Origin of the sequence: Psychrobacter sp. UBA6739 (genome assembly GCF_002453835.1) — a bacterium.
Taxonomy (GTDB): Bacteria; Pseudomonadota; Gammaproteobacteria; order Pseudomonadales; family Moraxellaceae; genus Psychrobacter; species Psychrobacter immobilis_A.
Map to the genome: position 1 here is coordinate 1 of NZ_DKHR01000056.1, position 16,676 is coordinate 16,676.

13 protein-coding genes and 2 tRNA genes are annotated in these 16,676 nt (G+C 45.7%); 8 read left to right on the forward strand and 7 right to left on the reverse strand.

The genetic code is table 11. From position 1 onward, the window contains the following. Positions 1–32: 32 nt before the first annotated feature. From B2575_RS12030 to gltX, 4 genes are all read right to left on the reverse strand, one after another. Positions 33–108, reverse strand: a tRNA-Glu gene (locus B2575_RS12030). A 147-nt stretch (positions 109–255) separates the two neighbouring features. Further along, positions 256–331: transfer RNA gene (locus B2575_RS12035), tRNA-Ala, on the reverse strand. Between the two features lie 122 nt (positions 332–453). Beyond that, positions 454–819, reverse strand: coding sequence for a hypothetical protein (locus tag B2575_RS12040; RefSeq protein WP_296242282.1), 366 nt, complete (start codon positions 817–819; stop codon positions 454–456). Between the two features lie 144 nt (positions 820–963). Beyond that, positions 964–2,493, reverse strand: a complete 1,530-nt coding sequence (gene gltX, locus B2575_RS12045; protein WP_296242283.1) for a glutamate--tRNA ligase — start codon at positions 2,491–2,493, stop codon at positions 964–966. Positions 2,494–2,812: 319 nt separating this feature from the next. Here gltX and rsmH point away from each other — a divergent pair, with 319 nt between their 5' ends. From rsmH to B2575_RS12080, 7 genes are all read left to right on the forward strand, one after another. Next, entirely contained in the window at positions 2,813–4,012 is a 1,200-nt protein-coding gene (gene rsmH / locus B2575_RS12050) for a 16S rRNA (cytosine(1402)-N(4))-methyltransferase RsmH (protein ID WP_296242285.1), read from the forward strand. A gap of 245 nt (positions 4,013–4,257) precedes the next feature. Beyond that, positions 4,258–4,755 (forward strand): cell division protein FtsL, encoded by a 498-nt coding sequence (gene ftsL / locus B2575_RS12055; RefSeq protein WP_201581869.1) that lies wholly within the window; start codon positions 4,258–4,260, stop codon positions 4,753–4,755. Continuing rightward, positions 4,752–6,860 (forward strand): peptidoglycan D,D-transpeptidase FtsI family protein, encoded by a 2,109-nt coding sequence (locus tag B2575_RS12060; RefSeq protein WP_087813660.1) that lies wholly within the window; start codon positions 4,752–4,754, stop codon positions 6,858–6,860. The genes ftsL and B2575_RS12060 overlap by 4 nt, the downstream gene beginning before the upstream one ends. A gap of 71 nt (positions 6,861–6,931) precedes the next feature. Beyond that, positions 6,932–8,641, forward strand: a complete 1,710-nt coding sequence (locus B2575_RS12065; protein ID WP_296242288.1) for a UDP-N-acetylmuramoyl-L-alanyl-D-glutamate--2,6-diaminopimelate ligase — start codon at positions 6,932–6,934, stop codon at positions 8,639–8,641. 113 nt (positions 8,642–8,754) lie between these two features. Beyond that, positions 8,755–10,215: a UDP-N-acetylmuramoyl-tripeptide--D-alanyl-D-alanine ligase gene (locus tag B2575_RS12070; RefSeq protein WP_296242290.1), complete on the forward strand. Its 1,461-nt coding sequence runs from the start codon at positions 8,755–8,757 to the stop codon at positions 10,213–10,215. A 3-nt stretch (positions 10,216–10,218) separates the two neighbouring features. Beyond that, positions 10,219–11,337 carry a phospho-N-acetylmuramoyl-pentapeptide-transferase gene (gene mraY / locus B2575_RS12075; protein WP_060492004.1) on the forward strand — a complete coding sequence of 373 codons (1,119 nt, stop codon included), beginning with the start codon at positions 10,219–10,221 and terminating at the stop codon, positions 11,335–11,337. A gap of 213 nt (positions 11,338–11,550) precedes the next feature. Next, on the forward strand, positions 11,551–12,534 hold the full coding sequence (locus B2575_RS12080; protein ID WP_349681518.1) for a putative RNA methyltransferase: 984 nt from the start codon (positions 11,551–11,553) through the stop codon (positions 12,532–12,534). A gap of 67 nt (positions 12,535–12,601) precedes the next feature. On the opposite strand, the gene cls is transcribed toward B2575_RS12080, so the two are convergent. The 3 genes from cls to B2575_RS12095 all read right to left on the reverse strand — a co-directional run bounded on the left by cls (position 12,602) and on the right by B2575_RS12095 (position 16,104). Then, a complete protein-coding gene (cls, locus tag B2575_RS12085; RefSeq protein ID WP_296242293.1) occupies positions 12,602–14,125 on the reverse strand; it encodes a cardiolipin synthase in 1,524 nt (507 codons plus the stop codon). A gap of 172 nt (positions 14,126–14,297) precedes the next feature. Further along, the gene (locus B2575_RS12090) at positions 14,298–14,813 is read right to left on the reverse strand and encodes a YdcF family protein (protein ID WP_296242295.1); all 516 of its coding nucleotides are present in this window, start codon (positions 14,811–14,813) and stop codon (positions 14,298–14,300) included. Positions 14,814–15,198: 385 nt separating this feature from the next. After that, positions 15,199–16,104: a LysR family transcriptional regulator gene (locus B2575_RS12095; RefSeq protein WP_296242298.1), complete on the reverse strand. Its 906-nt coding sequence runs from the start codon at positions 16,102–16,104 to the stop codon at positions 15,199–15,201. A 157-nt stretch (positions 16,105–16,261) separates the two neighbouring features. On the opposite strand from B2575_RS12095, the gene B2575_RS12100 reads away from it, so the two are divergent. Beyond that, positions 16,262–16,651: a RidA family protein gene (locus B2575_RS12100; protein ID WP_045452370.1), complete on the forward strand. Its 390-nt coding sequence runs from the start codon at positions 16,262–16,264 to the stop codon at positions 16,649–16,651. The last annotated feature ends 25 nt before the right edge of the window (positions 16,652–16,676 follow it).

Sequence of the window (16,676 nt, forward strand, 5' to 3'; positions counted from 1 at the left end):
AAGCAAAAGTGCTAATAAGTGACGCCGAATAGTGGCGTCCCCAGGGGGATTCGAACCCCCGTTACCGCCGTGAAAGGGCGGTGTCCTAGGCCTCTAGACGATGGGGACGCATAGAGTGTTATAACCAATGGTTACAACGGCACTTCACAATATCAGATAGCTTAATAAATAAGCATTGCCTAGGTGCTGATATCGTCCTACTAGCGAGTATTTATGGTTACGTTTCAGTAGTACTGAGCGTTGCAATAAATAGTATGGTGGAGCTAAACGGAGTCGAACCGTTGACCCCTTGCATGCCATGCAAGTGCTCTACCAACTGAGCTATAGCCCCTCGCTAAGAGTGTGCGTATTTTATGTAAGAGCGGCAGTCTTGTCAACTACTATTTTAAAAATAATGCATAAATATTCGAAAAAAAGCGTTTAAAGCTATTTTAGCTACTTAATAAGCCCAAATTAGCGTGGATTTTGCTTGATGGCAAGCTCTTTGATGGCTTTATCGGTAAAGAATTCTTCTTCAGTACCGTTAGAGAAAATAACGGCAGCACATTCTGTGGGGATATATTGCCCCCCTTTTTGTTGTACTGTGCTGATACCTTTAAAGCCAACGATGTCAGATTCTTTCAATCGATCGACATTATGATTGGTATAACCACAGTAAGTGGTGTATATCCACTTTAAATCTTCAAAATCTTGACCTTTTGTCAGGGTAAGTTTTGCCTCAAAAAGCTCTTTTACGATGGCATCATAGTATTTCTGTGCTTCTTTGAGAGTGCTAAAGACATAATCTTTGCTTTCTATCGTGACGGTTTTGGCGGTCATGTTTGTTTCCAATTAAAAGATTTGATAAAGGATGTTTAATAGTTGAAGGGTAGTAGTACCTATTAATGACAAAAAAAGGGTCAGAATTGACCTGACCCTTTTTTATTCAAAAACTTTCAACCAATTTATTACTCAGCTGCCAAACTATTCTACTGCCAAAAAATCTGGTAATTCTGCCGCTTGTTTCTCAAGTTTTTTCAGTTTCTTTTTACCCAAACCGCCAAGTACGTCAACTGCATGGCGCAAGCGAGTCAAGGTCATATCAGCGCCGATAATCGCCATAGAATTCATGACGGGCGTCGATGAGGTGCTACCAGCGATAGCGATAAAGAACGGTGCCATAAAATCACGCATCTTGATATCGAGGTGAGCCGCAAGACCTTTTAAGGTGGCGTAGATATTTTCTTCCGTCCACGTCGGTAAGGTCTCTAACTGCCAAAGCGCCAGTTGTAGCATCTCAGTAATTTGCTCAGGGGTGAGCGATTTATGGGTAAAGCTTTCGGCTGTGATAGCAGGTAAGTTTTGGAAATAAAAGCCACCCCAATTAACCGCATCAGACAACAGCTCAATACGAGGCTGAATCGCCGCTGCGATAGCCGTCAGCTTGTCACTGTTATTTGCCCAGTCAAGGATTTTATTTTTTAGCTCTTCAGGCGTTAATGCACGTAACCATTCTGCGTTGAGCCAGTTCAGTTTTTCGATATCGAAGATAGGGCCGCCAAGGGACACACGCTGAATATCAAAACTACCAATCATTTCTTCTAGGGTAAACTGTTCAGCTTCGTCAGGCATCGAGTAGCCCATACGACCGAGGTAGTTGAGCAGCGCCTCAGGCAGCACGCCTGCATCACGATAATAGGTGATAGAGGTTGGGTTTTTACGCTTAGACAGTTTTGATTTGTCTGGGTTACGCAGCAGTGGCATATGGCAAAGCACCGGCATCTCCCAACCAAAATACTCATAAAGCAGCTGGTGCTTGGGCGCAGAGTTCAGCCACTCTTCACCACGCAACACATGGCTGATGTCCATTAAATGGTCATCGACAACGTTGGCTAAATGATAAGTCGGCATGCCGTCTGTTTTTAGCAGCACTTGCATGTCGACTTGTGTCCAAGGAATCTCAACCGTACCGCGTAACATGTCATGTACTTGACAGACGCCTTCGGTAGGCACACGCATACGAATGACATGCGGTTTGCCCTCACAGACCAATTGCGCAGTTTTCTCAGGGGCTAAATGGGCACAGCGACCGTCATAACGTGGCGTTTCACCATTGGCCATTTGAGCAGCACGCATGGCATCGAGCTCTTCACTGGTACAAAAGCAGCGAAACGCATGGTCGTTTTCTATGAGCTGTTCGGCGTGCTTTTTATAAATATCACTACGCTCACTCTGACGATAAGGCGCGTGCGGGCCACCAATATCTGGACCTTCCGCCCAGTCGAGACCGACCCAACGCAGCGCATCCAAAATCATTTTTTCAGATTGTTCGGTTGAGCGCGTTTGATCCGTGTCTTCGATACGCAAAATAAATTCGCCGCCGTGGGCTTTAGCAAAAGCTAAATTAAATAGGGCAATATAAGCGGTGCCGACATGCGGAAAGCCAGTAGGCGATGGCGCAATACGGGTACGGACAGGGCGTGTGCTGTTATTTGAAGTCGATGATTGCATCATAAAATTCTCAGAATAGGCTAGTTAATGAATATGGCAGTGAAAAATGAAAAAATAGCAGTGAAAAATGCTAATGATAAATATGAATGACAAGTTTGAATAAAAAATACGGCACAAACAATAGCCGTCAATGTAGAAAAAATAGCGTAAAATATAGCGCTAGTATAACAGAGAGATGGAATATTTTTAACGAAATGCCCGTCTAGCGCTTGACTACCCGTGTATCCTTGCGATAATAATGTTAGACAAGTCATAACTTGTTTATTTTCATCTGATTTTTCACTCTTACTGACCAAAATGGTCGTCATCTACTGAGTCGTTTGTGTCCATATTGAATAATAAGCCAAAAAATACGCCGAATACTAAGCAAGATTCTAAAATGAATCCTTCTTTAGCCACTGTTAATGCTGCATCAGAGGCTGAGCTGTCTGCTGTAGAAAACGATTTTGTGGTAGAGAATGACTCTGCTAATCAGCCGAATCAAAAGTCTGTCACGGATAAAGTCAGCTCTGGTGAATTGAGCTTTGTTCATGATGCAGTGCTATTGCAAGAAACCGTCGCGGCAGTGCTCGGTGTCAAAGCGCTACCTAAGCAAACAGACGATGCAGAACAAAGCAGTGACAACCAAAATAGCTTGCAGATGAGTGGCGTCTACGTTGATGCTACCTTCGGGCGTGGTGGTCATAGTCGATTATTATTAAGCCAGTTGGCCGATGACGCAACCTTGATTGTTTTTGATAAAGATCCAACCGCTATTAGCGTTGCTCGCGAATTGGCAAAGACCGATAGTCGCGTAAAAGTGGTGCACGATAGTTTTGCGACGTTGACGGATAGTCTAGCGGCGATGGGAATCACTCAAGTTGATGGCTTAATGGCAGATTTGGGTATCTCATCGCCGCAAATTGATGATGGCAGTCGTGGTTTTAGTTTTATGCGTGACGGTGCGGTCGATATGCGTATGGATACCAGCCGTGGGCAGTCGGTCGCTGAGTGGTTAGAAAAAGTCGATGATGAAACCTTGGCCAATGTGCTTTATGATTTTGGCGAAGAGCGTCATAGTCGCCGTATCGCCCGTGCTATTAAGCAGATGGACAGTTATGACTCTACTTTGGCATTGGCTGAAGTGATTAAAGTGGCGCATCCTAATTGGCAGCGAGGTAAGCATCCAGCGACTCAAAGTTTTCAGGCGATGCGCATTTTTATTAACAATGAGCTTGGCGATGTTGATGACTTTTTAGAACAAAGCATTCCGATATTAAAGGCAGGCGGGCAGCTAGCAGTGATTAGTTTTCACTCGTTAGAGGATCGCCGTATCAAGCAGTTTTTGCAGCGTCATAGTAAAGGCCAATATCCAGAGGATGAGAATTTGCCGATGCCGCCCAATCGTCCACGCTACTTTAGCAAGCCTAAACGCGTGGGTCCAAGCAAAGCTGAAACCAGTCAAAACCCACGCGCGCGTAGTGCGTGGTTGCGTATGGCGACTCGTACTGATACCGACTATCTACCCAGTGTCGAGCAATAGCACAGGTAGCGTGATGTTATAGAGAGGGTGTTTGGCTGAGTTGCTGGTGATTGGTTGCCGTCAATTAAGTAGGATAGAAAGTCTGAATACTTACGCGGCTGTTAAAAATCTGTAAACATTATCTGCTAGGCTCGGCTGTTCCTTTTTCGTTTGGTTTTACTTTATTGATGGTTCTGTATAAAGCGTCTTACCGCTCTAAAACAGTTGCCAATTTTCATACTTGAAGTCCACTTTTTGAGAGCGTCATGGCAATATCTGACAAACCCGCAAACCGTCGCGCTGCAATGCCGCATAACACCGATATCGGCGAGCTATTTGTGCGCCGATTTAATGTGGTTAGTATCTATGTAGTGGTGCTATTGCTGTTAGCAGTGGCGATTGTGTGGAGCGGTATCAAAACAGCCGAAGGCGTTCAGCAATATCATCAGGATTATAAAACCTTGCAAGACATGAAAAAACAAGAGCGTAATCTGCAAGTCGAACATCAGCGTTTGCTCATTGAACAGCAGACTTTTAGTGCGACGCCGCAAATCGCTAGCCGTGCGGTGGCTGAACTGGGCATGTTTTCACCGACGCTAAAAGATAAGCTCATTATCCAGCCGGGTGTTGCCACAGCACAGGTGCCAGTCGTCGATACTGACTCAAATGAGGATAAGTCTGACGTTATCGAACCACGAGCTGCTACGGATATATCGCCTGACGCTCCTATCACCGATGCCACGGTAGCGGAGGCAGGACAATGAGTGATAAAAAACCTAATGCCAATAGTGGTAAAACGACCGCGAAAAATGCGAATAAAAAGCCGACTAGCGGTAAGGTCACTAAGCCCTTACGTCCTGCCAGTGCAGCCAAATCGGGGCAAACAGGCAGTACGGCTGAAAAAAAATCCTCTGGCAACCGTAAGGCTAAATTGTTTGATCGATTGAAAAAGAGTGAAGAGCAAGGCGCTTATACCAGTGTCAAAAACCTAAAAAATAAAAGAGGGTTTTTGGGTAAAGCGTCTGGCGCTTCCTCTCGCGGCGGTTTTGAGCAAGACAAAAACCGTTTCCGTACTATTTGGGTCATTGCATTGGTTGTCTTGGGTTTGCTGATAGCCCGTGCTTATTATTTACAAGTTGCCAATGCCCAGTTTTATCAAGACAAAGGTGATGAGCTCATCACTAGCGTGCGCACGCAAAAATCCTATCGCGGTATGATTACCGATCGCAATAATTTGCCACTTGCAGTCAGTGCACCACTGGCGACGGTCTCCTTTAGTCCGCATGATTACGCGCGCGAATATTACGAGCTTAAGCGTATTATTATCACCAATCCTGAGAGTCCACAGCTGGTTGCGCGTATGCAAAAGCGTTTGGATAATATGGATCTAACCACGCTTGCGGCGGCTGCGAATATTTCGGTCACTGAGCTAAAAAAAGTTACCGCCATCGATGACAGTATTGATGTAACCGATGAAGCAGCAGTTAAAGCCGCGCTGCCATCGGGTGCAGGCTCGCACTATTTGCCGCTACTGAATAAAGTAACGCCTGAGATTGCCCAAAGTGTCAGCACCCTTGATTTTCCTGGCGTCTATGAAAAAAACTTTTTCCAACGTTATTACCCACAGCCACAACCAAACTCGCAACTATTGGGCTTTATGGGACAAAATGTCAGCGACCCTGAAGGTGGTTACGAAGGTCGTGCTGGTATCGAACGCCAATATGAGACTGAGCTGGCAGGTGATGATGGCAAAGTGTTGGTGCTAAAAGACGCCAAACAAAACAGTTTAAAAGAAATTAAACAGATTGAACCAGAAATACCAGGTAAAGATGTGGCGTTGACCATTGATTCGCGCTTGCAGTATTTGCTTTATAAAGAACTAGAGAAAGCAGGGCGTTTGCAAAAAGCGCGCTGGTCAACAGGCATGATTGTTGATGTGCAAACGGGTGAAGTGCTTGCCTTGTCAACATGGCCATCTTTTAATTCTAATAACCTGAATGAGATGACTGGTGAAAACCAACGTAACCGTGCGCTGCTCGATGTCTTTGAACCCGGTTCAGTGATGAAACCATTCACCGTTGCAGCGGCTTTAGACTCAGGAAAATATACCGCCACTACCTTAATCGATACCAATCCTGGCTCTATTCGTGTCCGTGGTTATACCATTCGTGACCATAATAATTTAGGGCGGATCACAATGGCAACGCTATTACAGAAATCTAGTAACGTCGCCTCGACTAAGATTGCTTTGTCTTTACCCGCTGATGGCATTACCAATATGCAAAAGCAATTTGGTTTTGGTTCAAAGACACCGCTACAGTTCCCAGGGGAAGGTAGTGGGCTTGTGGTTACACCAAAAGAAAAAGAAACATCAAGACGTGCAACGGTCAGTTATGGTTATGGTCTACAGGTAACACTGGCTCAGGTCGCGCAGGCTTATTCGGCGCTGGCGGCAGGCGGTGTGATGCACCCATTGACCCTCATTAAAGATGACAAGCCGCAGCCAAGCAAGCGTATCATGGCACACGAGCAAGCGATGTCTATCGTACAAATGATGGAAAGTGTCACCGAACCGGGTGGTACGGCTAAAGGTGCTGCGATTGACGGTTATCGCGTCGCTGGTAAAACAGGAACGTCGCGCCGTATCAATCCAAAAGGTGGCTACTATACTGACCAATACCGCAACGTTTTTGCGGGTATGGCGCCAGCATCCAACCCTAGGCTGGTCGGCGTGATGCTCATCGAAGACCCGCGTGGTCAGATTTATGCTGGTTTAACAGTCGCGCCAGTCTTTCATAATGTCATGAAAGAGGCGCTGCGTTTATACAATGTACCCTTAGATAAGCCGTTAAAAACGGAAGATCTATAGGCTTAAACGTAAGTTTTTTAAGTGTTCAGTTTTTAACTATTTGATGTGTTTTAACCGTATAGGATTTGCCAATGACCCTGTCACCCTCGTCGCCAAGCATCACACCAGTCACCTTGCAACAGCTGACTGAATCTAGTAGTAGCAATAGCAGGCATGGTGTAGGTACAGAGCAGGCATTGCAAAAACTATCGACTCAGACGACATTGGTTGGAGCGGATTCAAAACCAATGAATTCGTTTCTTGATATTCCATTCCTGCAGTTTCGTTTAGACAGTCGTCAGCTAGAGCCGAACGATGTGTTTGTGTTATTAAAAAGCCACATACCAAACTGTCAAAAAAGCCGTGACTACCTCTATCAAGCCGCTGAACATGCGGCTTTTATCCTATCAGAAATAGATCCTACGGCTTTACTTAACACGATTAGCATATCAAATCACGCCGATATCACCTTACCAAATGATAGTGCTACTAAAGTGCAGCAGCAATTAGCAGCACTGCCTTGCCCTGTTTTATACGTGCCCAATATTCGTGATTTTTTAGGGACACTCATTCAAGCACGTTTGCAGTATCAGCAGCCCGTGACCTTGCCAACTGTCATAGCGGTGACGGGCACCAATGGCAAAACGACTATCAGTCAATTGGTGGCGCAACTGACGCAGCTGACTGGCATGAGCAGCGCGGTCATGGGCACAGCAGGTAATGGCAGGCTTGGTGCTTTGGTGCAAGCCAGCCATACCACGGGTGATGCCTTAGCAGTTCAGCAGTTTTTATATCAAATGGGTTCAGAGAATGCTGAATTATTGGCATTGGAAGCCAGCTCACATGGTTTGGATCAGCAGCGTTTACAAGGTATGCCCGTTTCGGTGGCAATTTATACCAATCTTAGCCGTGACCACTTAGACTATCATGCCGATATGGCAGAGTATGCAGCAGCAAAAGCTAGACTGTTTGATAAAGCGCATTTTCCAGATTTAACCCATGCCATTATCAATATCGATGATGAACATGCCCAGATTATGCTCGACACCGCACATGCCAGTGATTTAACGGTCTGGACGTACAGTTTAGAATCATCAAAATCTGCGACCTTTGTTGTGGCTGAAATCAAACCAAGCTTACAAGGTGTCGAGATTACGCTACGTACTGATTTAGGCGATGGCGAAGTTAATCATTTAGGTATCGTCAGCCCATTATTGGGGCGCTTTAATGTTGCCAATTTGCTTGCCGCAATGGCAGCTGCCGTCGCTTTAGGCATTAGCCTTGAGCGTATTGCTGCAGTGGTGCCGCAGCTACAAGGTGCGGTTGGGCGTATGCAGCGTGTGCCGTCTAATGATGGCTGCTTTATCGTTGATTATGCACATACGCCAGATGCCTTAAGCCAAGTGCTTGCCAGCCTAAAGACCCATTGTAAGGGTCAGCTGTGGGCAGTGTTTGGCTGCGGTGGCGACCGTGATGCGGGCAAACGTCCTTTGATGGCGCAAGCAGGATTGGCAGGCGCGGATAAAGTCGTGTTAACGGCAGACAATCCACGCACCGAAGATCCCAATATCATTTTGCAAGATATGCAAGCGGGCATGACGAGTGAGCAATATCAGCGCACCCATATCGAACCTGCACGCCAAAAAGCCATTGAATATGCCGTTAGCCAAGCAGCTATAGACGATATCGTCGTGATCGCTGGCAAGGGTCATGAAACCTATCAAGAAATTAACCATGTTCGTTATAATTTTGACGACAGTGTTATTTTGCAAAACGCCTTAAAACAAGCAGGGCGTGTATAGCATTTATAGATAAATAATAGCGCTTACAGTCAGTTTTTCATGCTTTTTAAGAAGTATTGCTCGTTAACTATAAAAAATAAATAAGTAGTCATCATATATATAAGGTAATCATTATGACAGCCGACAACGATAACAGCATTCAGTCGCAAGGGCTGTATGTTTGGCAAGCAGAAAATCTGCTCGCAGCAACCGCAGCACTCGATGGGCATTGGCAGCTGAGTGAGGGGCAATCCGACTCAGAAAACAATTCAGTAAATGATGTAATGAGCACTCGTATCGCCACCGATACCCGTACGATAAAACCTGGTGATATATTTTTAGCGTTATCGGGTGATAATTTTGATGGTCACGATTATATCGATACTGCCATCGCGCAAGGTGCGGTTGCGGCTATCGTCGCTCGCCCTATTGCTACGGCTGATGCAAATAGCATTCCGCAGTTAGTGGTGAGCGACACCCGTTTGGCGCTAGGACAATTGGCTGCGTATCGTCGTCAACAGCATCAAAATTTAACCGTCATTGCTATTACTGGCTCTAGTGGTAAGACCACATGCAAAGAAATGCTTGGTAGTATCTTTGGCAGATTGGCACCGACATTGATTACCCGTGGTAACCTAAATAACGATTTGGGTGTGCCGATGATGTTGCTCGAATTATCCGACCACCATCGTTATGCCATTCTAGAGCTTGGCGCAAACCATATTGGCGAAATTGCTTATACTACCGGGATTGTAAAGCCAGATGTCGCGTGTATTTTAAATATTGGTACGGCGCATTTGGGTGAGTTTGGCAGCCGTGAAGGGATTTGCCAAACCAAGGCTGAGATTTACCATACCTTGAATGACAGCCAGTTTGCGATCGTTCCTGATAAAGATGATTTTACCAATCAATTACGCCGTATCGCTGAAAAGCATACGTCACACGTGATTGGCTTTGGTAATACTGATGTCAGTGCCAGCCATTTAGATGTCGAGCCTGAGCGCAGTGAATTTAAGCTGCATATCGGCAATCAAGTCCATGATATCAACTTGCCACTAGCCGGCGAGCACAATGTCAATAATGCTTTAGCCGCTGCTGCTTGTGCTCATGCACTAAATATCGATGTTAGTGATATCGTCGTCGGGCTTGAAAATGCGCGTCCTGCTAAAGGGCGCTTGAACAGTCAATTAATGGGTATGCATCGCTTGATTGATGATACCTATAATGCCAATCCGCATTCGGTGCGAGCGGCAGCAAAAGTATTGGCGGCGCAAACAGGCACGCAAGTCATGGTGCTGGGCGATATCGCAGAACTGGGAGAGGCGGCGGTTAGCGAGCATCAAAGCTTGGGTCGTACCATTGCAACAACGGGCATCAATGTGCTGCTGTGTGTTGGTGAATACGCGCCTTTTACCGTGGCGGGTGCACAAGAGGTTTCTGACATCAATGCCCATGCGTTTACTGATAAAGACAGTTTATTGGCGTATTTGAAGCCGTATTTGCAAGCGCAGCAGGCGCAGCCTTGTACGGTGCTGTTTAAAGGTTCTCGTTCCATGCAAATGGAAACCCTTATCAATGCGCTAATCGAGGAGTAGGCGGTGTTAGTTTGGTTGTTTGGCTGGCTTGGCCAGTATTACACGCCGTTTTCTGCGGTTTCTTCGTTGACACTGCGAGCGTTACTCGCGGTCATTACCGCCCTCGCATTTAGCATGTTTTTTGGTGGGCGTGTCATTCGACGTCTGCGTGCACTGAAATATGGTCAAGCGATTCGCAATGATGGCCCGCAATCGCATTTGGCGAAAACTGGTACGCCGACCATGGGTGGAGTGCTGATTTTAAGTGCGATTGGCGTGTCCACCTTACTATGGGCACGTTTGAATAATCCGTACGTTTGGATTTTGCTCATTGTCATGATTATCTTTGGCGCGGTCGGCTGGGCAGATGATTGGCTAAAAATTAAGTATAAAGATCCCAAAGGCTTAATTGCTCGCAAGAAATATTTTTGGCTCTCTATGGGTGCTTTGTTCGTCGGTGTGTCTTTGTATTATATCGCCACCTTGCAGCCAGATATCGCGACCACGCATGAGATGCAGGATTTGCTGCTACCGATTTTCAAAGATTGGATGATTCCTTTTTCGGCAGTGCCGTTTGGTATTGGCTTTATTATCTTTACCTACTTTGTGATTAATGGTGCTTCTAACGCCGTCAACTTAACCGATGGCTTGGATGGTTTAGCTATTTTGCCCGTGGTCTTGGTCGCGGCAGGTTTGGGCGCGATGGCTTATGTATCAGGTGATGTACGCTTTGCTGATTACTTGCATGTGCCTTATATTGCCTATAACTCCGAGGTTCTCATTGTCTGTGGTTCGATGATTGGTGCAGGGCTTGGTTTTTTATGGTTCAACGCCCATCCAGCCCAAGTATTTATGGGCGATGTGGGGGCGCTTGCTCTCGGGGCGATGCTCGGTACGATCGCCGTTATGACCCGTCAAGAAATCGCTTTTGCTATTATGGGTGGTCTATTTGTCGCCGAAGCACTGTCGGTCATGCTACAGGTTGGCTCGTATAAGCTGCGTAAAAAGCGCGTCTTTCGAATGGCACCATTGCATCATCACTTTGAAGAAATTGGCTGGAAAGAGACGCAAGTGGTGGCAAGGTTTTGGATTATTGCCATTATTCTCGTCATCCTTGGGCTCATGACCTTAAAGCTGCGTTAACATAGCCATATCGCTCGAACATTAATATGAATATCATGTCCGCAAAAGCCATCTCACTTTAGTTGAGGTGGCTTTTTTTGTTGCTAACAGTTTGGTTGCTAATAATTTGTTCTTTGCATTTTCTTTCCTGCATTGTTTATCGCGCCTTTTATCACGCAGTAAGCCTGAATTTTGTTAAAATGGCAGCCATATTGCGATGACGTTGAGATACTTGTGAGCTTATTTATTTGTCCCCTTTGCCAATCACCATTACAGCCTGCCGCAGATACGTGGCGCTGCGATGGCAGCTTGCACCCAAAACACACGGCTCATCCATTTGATGTGGCACGTCAGGGTTATGTTAATTTATTGCCCGTGCAACAAAAAAAATCCAAAGCACCGGGCGATAGCCAGCAATCAATCGAGGCGCGCAAACGGTTTTTAAATGCCGGACATTATCAGTCATTACAGACGCTTATTTGCCAAAAAATGAGGGAATTGTTGGCGAAAAATGAGTCGGTCGCTGATTCAGTGGCTAATTCAGCAATTGAGCCAATAACTAAAAAGGATAGCAAGGCAATCAATTGGTTGGATATTGGCTGCGGTGAAGGATATTACACGCAGGCAATGGCACAGACGGGCATGGATACGCTCATCGCCGCAGATATCAGTAAACCGGCTGTGGTGGAGCTTGCAAAAGCCAGTAAGGTAGCAGGGCGTCTTTGGTATCAGCAAGTTAAAGACAGTGTTACTAATGCGACAGCCAAGTCGGCAGTCATCTATCCGCTTGTTACCAGCGCTGCCCATTTGCCGTTACGCGCGCATAGCATAAAGGGTATTAGCAGTATTTTTAGCCCTATCTTGCCAGACGCGTTCAATGAGGTATTGGCTGCAGACGGTTATTTAATCATTGCCAAGCCAGATATCGGGCATCTAGCGACGATGCGCGAAGCGTTATTTGATAACGTCCGCGAGCATGATTCGGATAAGTTTTTGCATGAATTGGCTCCATACTTTACGCTGATGGGTACGGAGCATGTCAGTACCGAGATGACGTTGTCAGCCGCTGATTTGGCTGATTTGATGACTATGACGCCTTATGCTTATCGCGCGCTTAATGAAAAAAGACAGGCGCTACTAGCAGCCGTCGAAACAGAATCCTTTACGACACAAGCTAAGTTTGTCGTTTATATTTTGCAGAAGACAGCAGCTGAATAGAATGGCTTAAGGTCATCAGCCCGTTTAGATATGATCAATTGAATTGAGGGCACGCCCTAATAATGGGTTACAAAACAGGCCCCATCGTGGCGACAATGTTATTCCAGATTTTATAAGATAACGGCCAGTTTTCAACTTGCTCACGAGTGACCTCTTCAGAATCAGCGATATACTGGTATTGTCGCTCAACGATGGCCGCTGTGAGCGTTTTATCGCTAAACACAATGTTGTTTTCATAGTTTAAATCAAAGCTACGCAAGTCTAAATTAGTCGAGCCAATCAGACTGATTTCGCCATCGATGGTCAAGGTTTTTGCGTGTAATAGACCGGGTTTATATTCGTAAATATTGACCCCCGCTTCAAGCAGCTGCCAGTAATAACTGTGACTGGTAGCAGCCACGACGATTGAGTCGTTATTCTTTGGGAAAATCATGGTTACCTGTACACCGCGATAAGCGGTCGCACACAAAATGCTAACGAGCGAATAATCAGGCACAAAATAAGGCGTTGAGATGATCAGGGTTCGTTTTGCCTGACCAATTAAGACACCTAAAAATTGTGGCGTGGTGCTGCGTCGTTGGGTAGGACCATCAGAAAAAACCTGTGCAGCAAAGCCTTTTGGCGGCAATGTGACTGGTAAAGGTGGCGGTGATGTTATTAGTAAAGGCTCCTCAGTTTCTGGCTGTGGGGATTTTTGTTGCTTTGGTTGTGGGTCAATAAAATAAGGAAAGCTGTCAAGCGGCGTATCAGGATTTTCAGTCAGCCAATCACTGGCAAACAACATCTGATTCTGTGCCACCACTGGTCCTTCGACCCGCAGCATAATGTCTACCCACGGCGCAAATTTTGGCTTTACACGAAACTCAGGATCGGCGCAGTTGCGACTGCCACAGTAGCCGATTTTGCCGTCAATAACCGTAATCTTGCGGTGATTTCGCAAGTCAATCCGGCTAAACATGAGTACCTTTAAAAGATTACTAATTGGTAGGGCAACACTGACTTGTACGCCAGCTTCTATCATTTCCTGCCATATCTTTGAGCCGACCATTTTTCGTGAGCCCATACCGTCAACCATTGCTCGGCAGATGACGCCGCGCCTTGCCGCTCGTATGAGCGCTTGAGCAGTATCGATTCCCATACCATCGATTAGCCAAATATAATACAGTACATGAATATGATCGGTCGCTGCATCAAAGTCGGCAATCATACGTTTGCGCGTCTCAGCTGCATCTGCCATCAGCTCTGCGTGATTGCCCACCGTTGTATGATAGCCAGTTGCATTGGCAGAGTAGGCAAAGGCCGCTTGGTATTCAGGTTTGATAGCCTCCGACAAAGCGATGTCATCACCAAGCACTTCAGGACTATGTGCGCTTAATTTATCGATGATCTCTTTACGTTTGCGCGTAAAACCGCGTCCTAGATGCACCTCACCAAACATCCAATAAATTACAACCCCCAGATAAGGCAAAATGAACAATATGACGAGCCAAGCAAGCCGAGCGGGCGAGGTCAGATCATGGCGCGCAAGCACTCGCAAAGAGATCAGTATCAGTAGCACAAAATGAACAGTTAAAAAGATATCCAATAGCATAATACGCTCCATCATTATTATTTTTATTTGCAGTATTTATCAGCGGTTCTTACTGATTATAACGCACTGTAAAATTACCACCGTTTTGATTGGTAAAAACAGCAATGCGGCAACGCTGGAGCTATGATACTTAGCAGTAAGCTTGTTCAAGCTGGTGAAATATACATCACCATCAATACTCTCCTAACAACCAGCCACTGACAAAGGCAAAATACTCGCGAAACCAAGCGTTATAACGAATGGATAAAGGCGTCGGACTGGCGACTGTGATCGGTTGTGTATAGCCCTGATGTCGCGCAATGCTGGCTGCGCGAATGCTATGGAAATCACTGGTAACGATGGCGATAGGATCAGTGATAGACAGCCCTTTTGCTTCTAACAACGCTCGGCTATTAGCGAGATTTTCTTCCGTACTGGTACTTTTGCCTTCTTGTAAAATGCGTTCGAATGCCACGCCATGTGCCTCATGCAAATACGTGGCCATGATATCGGCTTCGCTACGTGTACGCTGAAAACCAACGCCACCAATGGTCATCACCAAAGCATCTGGTTGTGTCTCGATAAGGGGCACAGCGGTGTCCAAGCGCTTGGCGAGCGTCGGTGTCGGCTTACCTGCAACCGTGCCAGAGCCTAATATAATAATCGCTGCCACTGTCGGTGCAGGCTGCTGGCTGCTGGCTAAGCGCAATCTGCTGTTGTAATGACCAAATAAATAGAGCGAAGCTCAACAACCAAAGTATAAATACAGCCCATAACCCATACCAAAGGCGGTTAAAGCCATAATGTTGGCCGCAAAACCTGCGTATTGCATGCCAAAACATTCCATGTATGACAAAAACTATGCCGACTAAAAAAGGTACAACCGAGCCGAAATTAACTTTACCGACGACCATCAATGCAGCGCAATCGATGATAAGTATGATGCCGATAACAGATAAGAGGCCACGAGTAACGGAAATTAAACCTTTAGTCATAGGTGAGAGACGCTTTTATTCAAGTGAATGGAGTTTTTGATAGTGGCTTATAAAAGTAGGCGGTAAAGAGGTATGTTTTAACCCATTTTTAACCTGTTTTTATAAAATATAGTGATTCTGGACGTACTGAATACACAGTTCATGAAACGCTTGTGCTGGCGGTGAGATCGTTTTATTCGCCAATTTAAAAATACCAATTTGTCTGTCTAAGGTAGGTTCAAGTAAGTCGATCCATACCAGTTCTGGCTCATTCGACGGAAAGGCGAGCTTGGGTAGGGTGGTTATGCCAAGATCATTGCGTAATAATGAAAATAAGGAAGTAATGTTCTCGACCGTGTAACGCGCATTACGGTTGAGCACCTCGGCGGGTGTGTTTTCGAGCAGTCGACAAGTGCCATTATAAATAAAAGGCTGGGTCATCAGTTGTTGCCATTTAAGCCCTGTTTTTTGTTGGTTTCTTGACGGTTTTATTGGTTGATTTAACGAGTTGCTTTTTAAGCAGACCACGCCAATCGGGTCAGATATGAGCAAGGTGAAATCTATGTTTGATTGGTCGATACTAGTGCAGTTGCCCAATGCTAAATCGATTTCACCTGCCAATAAACGATTGGCAACACCGACAGAGTTATCATCTATTAGTACAATCTCGACATCAGGATATTTCTTGGAGTACTCAACCAACACACTAGGCAAGAGTTTTGTCACCAGTGATGGCACGCTTGCAATCCTTATTTTGCCTTTATCGCCAGCGGCTGCTCCTTTTAAATCATCCTCTAGCGCTTGATAAACCGTCATAAACTGCTCGATTTTGGGTAAACAAGTCTCGCCAAAAGGCGTGAGTGTTGCTTTATTTCCTCCTTCAAATAAGCGCTGACCTAGTATTTTTTCCAATTCCTTTATCGAGGCAGACAACGCCGCTTGCGAGCGATTGGCGCGATCCGCCGCCGCCCGAAAGCCACCTTCCTCTACCACGCATAAAAAGTGATGTAATTGCTGTAATTTCATACGCTTACTCCTCACCACTATTAATATATAAGATATCGTCTATGATAGATTAAATCTATCATATTTTAAATTTAATTAGTTAGATTTATCATTAGTACTTGGGTAGGATACCTCTATAGCAATCGCTGCCCAATCATTGATCAAAGGATATGACGACATGACGACTCATTCAACCAAACAAGCCATCAGAACCTCACTTTATGCGTCTAAAGCCCCTTTAGAGTGGGCGATCACTAGCAACGGTACGTTGTACACCGCGCAGATTCCTATCGATGAAAATGGTGATGTGGTTGCAGGTGGTATCGAAGCGCAAACTCGTCAAACGCTAGACAATCTCAAGCACACACTAGAATGTGCCAATGTTGGTATGGATTCGGTACTACAGGTCATGATCTATGTGACCGATCGCGACTATCTAAAAACGGTCAATCAAGTCTACGCCGAATACTTTGAAGCACCATACCCAAATCGGGCAGCGCTGGTGATAGCAGGGCTGGCTCGTGAAGAGATGCTAGTAGAGCTAGTCGTATATGCCGCTGTGCCTTAAAACTAATTTTAATATGCCATCTTTT

Excerpts from the sequence above, each read along its gene's own strand:
- B2575_RS12095 (WP_296242298.1), bottom strand. The coding sequence starts at position 16,104 with ATGAAATTACAGCAATTACATCACTTTTTATGCGTGGTAGAGGAAGGT.
- B2575_RS12070 (WP_296242290.1), top strand. The coding sequence starts at position 8,755 with ATGACAGCCGACAACGATAACAGCATTCAGTCGCAAGGGCTGTATGTT.
- B2575_RS12065 (WP_296242288.1), top strand. The coding sequence starts at position 6,932 with ATGACCCTGTCACCCTCGTCGCCAAGCATCACACCAGTCACCTTGCAA.
- ftsL (WP_201581869.1), top strand. The coding sequence starts at position 4,258 with ATGGCAATATCTGACAAACCCGCAAACCGTCGCGCTGCAATGCCGCAT.
- B2575_RS12040 (WP_296242282.1), bottom strand. The coding sequence starts at position 819 with ATGACCGCCAAAACCGTCACGATAGAAAGCAAAGATTATGTCTTTAGC.
- B2575_RS12100 (WP_045452370.1), top strand. The coding sequence starts at position 16,262 with ATGACGACTCATTCAACCAAACAAGCCATCAGAACCTCACTTTATGCG.
- cls (WP_296242293.1), bottom strand. The coding sequence starts at position 14,125 with ATGCTATTGGATATCTTTTTAACTGTTCATTTTGTGCTACTGATACTG.
- gltX (WP_296242283.1), bottom strand. The coding sequence starts at position 2,493 with ATGATGCAATCATCGACTTCAAATAACAGCACACGCCCTGTCCGTACC.
- B2575_RS12060 (WP_087813660.1), top strand. The coding sequence starts at position 4,752 with ATGAGTGATAAAAAACCTAATGCCAATAGTGGTAAAACGACCGCGAAA.